5 protein-coding genes and 1 pseudogene are annotated in these 7108 nt (G+C 55.1%); 4 read left to right on the top strand and 2 right to left on the bottom strand.

Annotated elements, in window-relative coordinates; all coding sequences use genetic code 11:
- Window positions 1–566 (bottom strand): annotated as a pseudogene (locus ABYW01_RS10050) (excinuclease ABC subunit UvrA); the annotation flags it as partial.
- Between the two features lie 234 nt (window positions 567–800).
- On the opposite strand from ABYW01_RS10050, the gene ssb reads away from it, so the two are divergent.
- On the top strand, window positions 801–1379 hold the full coding sequence (gene ssb, locus ABYW01_RS10045) for a single-stranded DNA-binding protein (protein WP_372832457.1): 579 nt from the start codon (window positions 801–803) through the stop codon (window positions 1377–1379).
- Window positions 1380–1535: 156 nt separating this feature from the next.
- Here the strand turns inward: ssb and ABYW01_RS10040 are convergent, their stop codons facing one another.
- Entirely contained in the window at window positions 1536–2597 is a 1062-nt protein-coding gene (locus ABYW01_RS10040; protein WP_372832455.1) for a substrate-binding domain-containing protein, read from the bottom strand.
- Window positions 2598–2734: 137 nt separating this feature from the next.
- On the opposite strand from ABYW01_RS10040, the gene ABYW01_RS10035 reads away from it, so the two are divergent.
- The 3 genes from ABYW01_RS10035 to fdhF all read left to right on the top strand — a co-directional run.
- Entirely contained in the window at window positions 2735–3232 is a 498-nt protein-coding gene (locus ABYW01_RS10035; RefSeq protein ID WP_372832453.1) for a formate dehydrogenase subunit gamma, read from the top strand.
- Window positions 3233–3240: 8 nt separating this feature from the next.
- Window positions 3241–4809, top strand: a complete 1569-nt coding sequence (locus ABYW01_RS10030) for a formate dehydrogenase beta subunit (RefSeq protein WP_372832459.1) — start codon at window positions 3241–3243, stop codon at window positions 4807–4809.
- Between the two features lie 2 nt (window positions 4810–4811).
- Window positions 4812–7108: formate dehydrogenase subunit alpha (fdhF, locus tag ABYW01_RS10025; RefSeq protein WP_372832452.1), on the top strand; the 2297-nt coding region annotated here is incomplete at its 3' end.

Raw genomic sequence — 7108 nt, 5'->3', positions numbered from 1 at the left:
GCGCTGTCCAGATCAACCACAATACCGTTGATGCGGGCACGGACAAAACCGTTGGAGCGCAACTCGCTTATGGTGTGCAGGTGCTCGCCCTTGCGACCCTGTACTACTGGCGCGAGCAACATCAGCTTACTGCCTTCCGGTAGTTCCAGGACTTGATCGACCATCTGGCTCACCGTCTGTGCAGCCAGCGGCAGATCATGGTCCGGGCAACGGGGTTCGCCCGCACGGGCAAACAGCAGACGCAGGTAGTCGTAAATCTCAGTGATGGTACCCACGGTGGAGCGTGGGTTGTGGGAGGTCGACTTCTGCTCTATCGAGATCGCCGGTGACAGGCCCTCGATATGGTCGACATCCGGCTTCTCCATCATCGACAGGAACTGACGTGCGTAAGTGGAAAGCGACTCCACATAACGGCGCTGACCTTCTGCGTAGAGGGTGTCAAACGCGAGTGATGACTTGCCCGAACCGGACAGGCCGGTGATCACAATCAGCTTATCGCGTGGGATCTCCAGGTCGATATTTTTCAGGTTGTGGGTACGAGCACCGCGAACCACTATCTTATCCATGTTCTCTCCGGCCGGAACAAACAAAGGGGCAAATTATAAAGAGTTAGTCCGGTCTAATAAATGTACATTGTGTTGTGGTTACGACACTAAGGTCGTGCTGGATGAATATTTCTGCGGCTGGTTAATGGATGGCTGCAAGCCGAGTGCGCAGGTGTTATTCTTACCCCCATTATTTGCCTCTGCGCGAGGCGGTCAGGGACGACGTTAAGAATCGAATTTTAACTGGAGATTTTCATGGCTCGTGGAGTTAACAAAGTAATTCTTGTTGGTAACCTGGGTGGCGATCCCGAGGTTCGTTACATGCCCTCTGGCGGCGCAGTAACTAACGTTACCATTGCGACCAGCGAGAGCTGGAAAGACAAGCAGAGCGGTCAGCAACAGGAACGTACTGAGTGGCACCGTGTAGTCTTCTTCAATCGTTTGGCTGAGATTGCAGGTGAGTATCTGCGTAAAGGTTCTCAGATCTACATTGAAGGCTCTCTGCGTACACGTAAGTGGCAGGATAACAACGGTCAGGATAAGTACACGACGGAGATCGTTGCGAGCGAAATGCAGATGCTGGGTGGCCGTGGTGGTGATGGCGGTGGTTTCCAGCAGCAAGGCCAGAGTGGCGGTGGCTACCAACAGCAGCAGCCACAGCAGTCTCAGCAGCAGGGTTACCAGCAGCAGGCGCCGCAGCAGAACTATCAGGCACAGCAGCCGCAGCAGAACTATCAGCAGCAGGCGCCTCAGCAGGCAGCTCCTCAGTCTCAGCCGGCGCCTCAGCAGCCTGCACAGGGCTTTGACGACTTCGACGACGATATCCCATTCTAAGTCGCTATTAGTTACGATTTAAAAAGGCTCCGCATCGCGGGGCCTTTTTTGTATGCGTCGATCTGTAAACGCATCGCGTTGAAGTGGCTCTGTGTCTGATCCAGCGAACGAATACCTGTGTGAAATGAAGAGCGTCACTACGGCGCTCTGAATGGGTTATTTGGGCAGGACGCTGTCCACCGATACCACTTCACCACACCGGTCGGGCGTATAGCCGGGCAGTTGCATCACAGCCTGCTGGAACGACGTACTGCGAATGTTCTGCAGCAGTCGTTCCAATGCCGCCTGCTCCAGATTGCGATGATGACAGACCAGCAGATAGTACTCATCCTCCAGTGGGATAAAACCTAAGCCAAATTGCCGTGCAGCGGCCTCCACGCCCATACCGACATCAGCCATTCCCGACGCAACGTAGGCGGCCACGGCAGAATGGGTAAACTCCTCACTTTCAAAGCCCTTGATCAGTTGGCTATCGATACCCTGCTGATGCAGCATCTCATCCAGCAGAACACGTGTGCCGGAGTCTTTCTGGCGATTAATGAAGCGTACATCCGGTTTAATCAGGTCCTGCAGCCCATGGATCTCATGGGGGTTATCCGCTTTGATGATCAGTCCCTGGCGGCGGGTGATAAAACGGATCACCTTATGTACGCGGGGCTTCAGATACCGGCTGTAGCTGTCGATTAACTGTGGGCTGATCACACTGGTGGGCAGGTGGAACCCCGCGACTTCACAATTACCCCGGCTAAGGGACGCCAATGCTTCCTCTGCACTTTTGTATTGCAGGTCCAGCTGGATGCCGTCGGCGTAGTCAGGTAGTAACGCCACCGCGTAACCGTGGCTGGCATGCACCCTTAATAGGGGGCTTACACCTTCCAGTGCCCGGTGGATCTCCATGTTCAGATCTGATGCCAGACTTTCCAGTTGCGGTTCCAGACGTGCGACCACGCGTTGCTCAGCCCAGATCAGTTTCTCGCCCAGTGCCGTCAGGTGGGCACCCCGGCCCTTTTGTAATTCAACCAGCGGTACGCCGAAAAAAGCCGCCCAGGTGTTGAGTAGGTTCCAACCGTGTCGGTAGGAGATGCCCGCTTTTTTCGTTGCCGCAGTGAGTTTTCCTTCTTCATGAATCGCCCGCAGCAGGGAAAATAACTGGGGATTCAACTGGTTACCGCTACCATCGCGGAAAGACCAGGTTGGAACAACTTGTATTCTCTTCATATGAACAACATTTCATATTTTTAATATTTAGTGTCAATGCTACTTTTAAGTCATAAAACAGACATTATCACGTTTAGATAATGATCAAATATGTATTTTAGTGCATATATAAAAACAAGAGCCGAGTATTACATCACATGACTACAAACGCTTTCGATGAGCAGCGCGAGCAACGTGTGGCAGGCATTATCGAAGGGCTTAAAAACAAGCCCGGTGCGCTTTTGCCAATTCTCCACGGTATTCAGGACAGTGAAGGCTACGTTCCTGAACGCTCGGTCGCTATGATCGCCGCCGAACTCAACCTGTCGCGGGCTGAAGTACACGGTGTTATCAGTTTCTATCACCACTTCCGCACCACGCCACCGGGTCGTCATATCGTCCAGATCTGTGCAGCAGAAGCGTGTCAGGCACGCGGTGCCCGTCAGCTCGAGGCTTACGCGCAGGAGCGTCTGGGCGTGGAGTACCACCAGACCACGGCTGACCGTGAGATCACGCTGGAGAAGGTGTTCTGTCTGGGCAACTGCGCGTGTGGTCCGTCCGTGCGAGTCGATGATGAGATCCTTGCACGTGTCAGCCATGAGCGTTTTGATCAACTGGTGGACGAACTCACCACCCAGTCTGTGCAGGTGAAGTGATGACCGGTATGAACGTTAAAGTATTTATCCCACGTGATACCACCTCGCTGGCGTTAGGTGCTGAGCAGCTGGTGTCAGAATTTGCTGCTGTCGTAGAACAGCGAAATGAGAGTGTGCAGATTGTTCGTAACGGCTCGCGTGGTTTGTTCTGGCTTGAGCCGATGGTTGAGGTGGAAACAGCCGCGGGACGTGTGGCTTACGGTCCGGTGACCTGTGCGGATATCGACAGTTTGCTGGAACAGGGCATGCTTAAGGGCGAGCAGGGACATCCTTTGAGCCTGGGTCTGACCGAAGAAATTCCCTATCTGAAAAAGCAGCAGCGGCTGACGTTCGCCCGCGCCGGTATTACCGATCCGGTGTCGCTGGATGATTACCAACAACATGATGGCTTTTCTGGCCTGCGCAACGCGCTGGCATTGAGCGCGCAAGAAATCGTTGATGCGGTAAAAGCCTCCGGCCTGCGGGGCCGTGGTGGTGCCGCCTTCCCAACGGGTATCAAGTGGCAGACCGTGCTGGATGCGGTGCCGACGGATCTGACCGGTCAGAAATACATTGTCTGCAATGCCGATGAAGGCGACTCCGGTACCTTTGCTGATCGCATGGTGATGGAAGCTGATCCCTACATGCTGATCGAGGGCATGACAATAGCCGGTCTGGCCGTGGGTGCCACTCAGGGTTACATCTACCTGCGCTCAGAGTATCCGGTAGCACATCAGATTCTGAATGAAGCCATTGCCAAGGCCGAAGCGGCGGGTTTCCTGGGTGATAACATCTGGGGCAGCGGCCACGCTTTCCAGCTGGAAGTGCGTTTAGGTGCCGAAGCGTATATCTGTGGTGAAGAGACCTCTTTGCTGGAGAGCCTGGAGGGCAAACGGGGTCTGGTGCGAGCCAAGCCGCCGCTGCCTGCGATCGAAGGTTTGTTTGGGCAACCCACGGTGGTGAACAACGTACTGTCGCTGGCTGCCATCCCGTTCATTATGGACAAAGGTGCACAGGCGTATGCCGACTTTGGCATGGGGCGTTCACTGGGTACGTTGCCGTTTCAGCTGGCCGGTAATATTAAGCGCGGCGGTCTGATTGAGCTGGCGTTTGGTCTCACCCTGCGTGAACTGATCGAAGATTTTGGTGAAGGTACATTCTCCGGTCATCCGGTCCGTGCGGTACAGGTGGGTGGTCCTCTAGGCGCGTATATGCCGGAAAGCCAGTGGGATACGCCACTGGATTATGAAGCCTTCTCTGCGATCGGCGCGGTCCTGGGCCACGGTGGTGTGGTGGTCTTTGACGATACGGTGGATATGTCCGAGCAGGCACGCTTCTCCATGGAGTTCTGCGTGGCGGAATCCTGCGGTAAATGTACGCCTTGTCGTATCGGCTCTACCCGTGGGGTGGAGGTGATCGATCGTATCCGCAATAACGAAAACCGTGAAGCCAATCTGGAACTGCTGGGGGACCTCTGCGACACCATGATCGATGGCTCGTTGTGTGCGATGGGGGGAATGACCCCGTTCCCGGTGCAAAGTGCGGTGAAGTATTTTCCAGAAGATTTCGAACCAAAGACAGCTGACGGAGGTGTCTGATCATGTTGCAGCATTTTGATCCAAACAAAGATTACGGCACGCCGGCGCGATTGTCAGAAAACCTGATTACGCTGCAGATTGATGGCGTAGAGGTGACAGTACCGGAAGGGACTTCAGTGCTGCGTGCCGCAGCGGAAGCCGATATCAATATTCCGAAACTCTGTGCCTCCGATAATCTGGAAGCCTTTGGTTCCTGCCGTATCTGTGCGGTTGAGATCGACGGTCGTCGCGGTACGCCCGCATCCTGCACCACGCCGGTGGAAGCGGGTATGCAGGTGAATACCCAGACCGATAAGCTGGCCCGCTTGCGCCGCAATATCATGGAGCTGTATATCTCCGACCACCCACTGGACTGTCTGACCTGTCCGAGCAACGGTGATTGTGAACTGCAGGACATGGCCGGTGCCGTGGGTCTGCGCGAAGTGCGTTATGGCTTTAAGGGTGAGAACCATCTGGATGCACAGAAGGATGAATCCAACCCGTATTTCACCTTCGATCCGAGCAAATGTATTGTCTGCTCCCGCTGTGTGCGGGCCTGTGAAGAGGTGCAGGGCACCTTTGCACTGACAATCTCCGGGCGTGGTTTTGATTCCACCGTCTCACCGGGTCAGGATCAGCCGTTTCTGGATTCTGAGTGTGTCTCCTGTGGCGCCTGCGTGCAGAGCTGCCCGACCTCTACGCTGATGGAAAAATCGGTGATTGATGCGGGTCAGCCGGAGCACTCGGTGGTGACCACCTGTGCTTATTGTGGTGTGGGTTGTTCCTTTAAGGCCGATATGAAAGGCAGCGAAGTGATCCGCATGGTGCCGTATAAAGACGGACAGGCAAACCACGGTCACTCCTGCGTTAAAGGGCGTTTTGCATTTGGTTACGCAACCCACGAAGACCGTATTACCCAGCCGATGATCCGTGACTCTATTGATCAGCCGTGGCAGGAAGTGTCCTGGGAAGAGGCGATCAGTTTTGCCGCTGAGCGTCTGCGCAGTATTCAGGCTGATCATGGCCGTGAAAGCATCGGCGGGATTACCTCATCACGTTGCACCAATGAAGAAACCTATCTGGTGCAGAAACTGATCCGTGCGGCGTTTGGTAACAACAACACCGATACCTGTGCCCGTGTGTGTCACTCGCCCACCGGTTACGGCCTGAAAACCACGCTGGGCGAATCAGCCGGCACGCAGACCTTTGATTCAGTGATGCACGCTGATCTGGTGATGGTGATTGGGGCTAACCCAACCGATGCCCATCCGGTGTTTGGTTCCCTGTTGAAACGCCGTTTACGCGAAGGCGCTAAGTTGATCGTCGTGGATCCGCGCCGTATTGATCTGGTGAAAAGTCCGCACGTTGAAACCCAGCATCACCTGAAACTGCGTCCAGGCAGCAACGTGGCGTTTGTGAATGCCATGGCGCATGTGATTGTGACCGAAGGTCTGGAAGACACGGTCTTTATCGCAGAGCGTTGTGAAGAGCAGGCGTATCAGGCATGGCGTGCCTTTATCTCCGAGCCGCAGCATGCACCGGAGCAGACCGAAGCGATCACCGGTATCCCGGCTGACGAACTGCGCAGTGCGGCACGCTTGTATGCGCAAGCGGGGAATGCGGCGATCTATTACGGTCTGGGTGTGACTGAACACAGTCAGGGCTCCAGCATGGTGATGGGGATTGCCAATCTCGCACTGGCGACCGGCAATATCGGCCGTGAAGGTGTGGGTGTAAACCCGCTGCGGGGTCAGAACAATGTGCAGGGTTCCTGTGATATGGGCTCTTTCCCGCATGAGTTGCCGGGTTACCAGCACGTGGCGGACGATGCAGTACGCAGTCGCTTTGAATCACGCTGGAACGTGGAGCTGGACAACGAGCCGGGCCTGCGTATTCCGAACATGTTTGATGCGGCGCTGGATGGCACCTTCCGTGGTCTTTACTGCCAGGGTGAAGATATCGCCCAGTCTGATCCGAATACCAGCCATGTACAGGCGGCCCTGAAGGCACTGGATTGCCTGATCGTGCAGGATATTTTCCTCAATGAAACCGCGAAGTTTGCCCATGTCTTCCTGCCAGGTTCATCTTTCCTGGAAAAAGACGGCACCTTTACCAATGCCGAGCGCCGTATTAACCGTGTGCGTAAGGTGATGCCGCCATTGGCCGGTAAAGCGGACTGGGAAGTGACGATGTTGCTGTCCAATGCCTTGGGTTACACGATGGATTATCAGGACACATCCGAGATCATGGACGAGATCGCGGCCCTGACACCAAAGTTTACCGGCGTGAGCTACGACCGTCTGGAAGAGCTGGGCAGTAT

The sequence above is a fragment of the Pontibacterium sp. genome, from assembly GCF_041587635.1.
Lineage (GTDB): Bacteria > Pseudomonadota > Gammaproteobacteria > Pseudomonadales > Balneatricaceae > Pontibacterium.
The sequence above is the reverse complement of the archived record's forward strand: the minus strand, read 5'-3'. Positions and strand labels throughout refer to the sequence as shown.

Coding starts and splice junctions, on each gene's coding strand:
- ssb (WP_372832457.1), top strand. CDS start 801: ATGGCTCGTGGAGTTAACAAAGTAATTCTTGTTGGTAACCTGGGTGGC.
- ABYW01_RS10040 (WP_372832455.1), bottom strand. CDS start 2,597: ATGAAGAGAATACAAGTTGTTCCAACCTGGTCTTTCCGCGATGGTAGC.
- ABYW01_RS10035 (WP_372832453.1), top strand. CDS start 2,735: ATGACTACAAACGCTTTCGATGAGCAGCGCGAGCAACGTGTGGCAGGC.
- ABYW01_RS10030 (WP_372832459.1), top strand. CDS start 3,241: ATGAACGTTAAAGTATTTATCCCACGTGATACCACCTCGCTGGCGTTA.